The sequence below is a fragment of the Streptomyces sp. SID5910 genome (assembly GCF_009862125.1).
GTDB lineage: Bacteria > Actinomycetota > Actinomycetes > Streptomycetales > Streptomycetaceae > Streptomyces.
The window spans coordinates 1-985 of the sequence record NZ_WWHX01000655.1; the positions used below are offsets into that span (position 1 = coordinate 1).

Sequence of the window (985 nt, forward strand, 5' to 3'; positions counted from 1 at the left end):
AGGTCATGCACGCCGACGACGGCATCGTGCTGCGCCTGCCGGACGCCGATCTGATGAGCCTCGACCTGCTCGACCAGGAGCCGTCGAAGCCCGGCCTGGAGTACGAAGCCGAGCAGGCGCCCGTCGGCGCGGCCGACGTCGTCTTCGACAAGGGTGACGTCGACCGCGTCGTCACCGACCAGGTGGGCGGGTCGGCCCTGTTCGCGTCCCGTTTCCGGGAGTGCGCCGCCCGCGCGCTGCTGCTGCCGCGCCGCAGTCCGGGCAAGCGCACCCCGCTGTGGCAGCAGCGCCAGCGCGCCGCGCAGCTGCTGGAGGTGGCGAGCGAGTACGGCTCGTTCCCGATCGTCCTGGAAGCGGTCCGCGAGTGCCTCCAGGACGTCTTCGACGTGCCCGGCCTGGTCGAGCTGATGGGCGACGTCGAATCACGCAAGGTGCGCCTGGTCGAGGTCACCACCCCGGAGCCGTCCCCGTTCGCCCGCTCCCTGCTGTTCGGATACGTCGCCCAGTTCCTGTACGAGGGCGACTCGCCGCTCGCCGAGCGCCGGGCCGCCGCGCTGTCGCTGGACTCCCGGCTGCTGGCCGAGCTGCTCGGCCAGGCGGAGCTGCGCGAGCTGCTCGACGCGGATGTGCTGGGCGAGCTGGAGCGCGAGCTCCAGTGGCTCACCGAGGACCGGCGCGCCAAGGACCCGGAGAGCGTCGCCGACCTGCTGCGGATGCTGGGCCCGCTCACGGACGCCGAGCTGGCCGAGCGGGGCGCCGAGCCGCAGTGGGCCCAGGAGCTGGCCACCGCCCGCCGCGCCATCAAGGTGCGCATCGCCGGCGCCGACCACTGGGCGGCGATCGAGGACGCGGGCCGGCTGCGCGACGCGTTGGGCACCGCCCTGCCCGTGGGCGTGCCCGAGGCCTTCACCGAGCCGGTCAAGGACCCGCTCGGCGACCTCCTCGCCCGCCACGCCCGCACCCACGGCCCGTTCACGTCGGTCAC

Annotated in this window: 1 pseudogene; it reads left to right on the forward strand. The window is 74.2% G+C overall.

The features are described 5' to 3' along the window. Positions 1-985: pseudogene (locus tag GTW67_RS22900) on the forward strand (DEAD/DEAH box helicase); the annotation flags it as partial.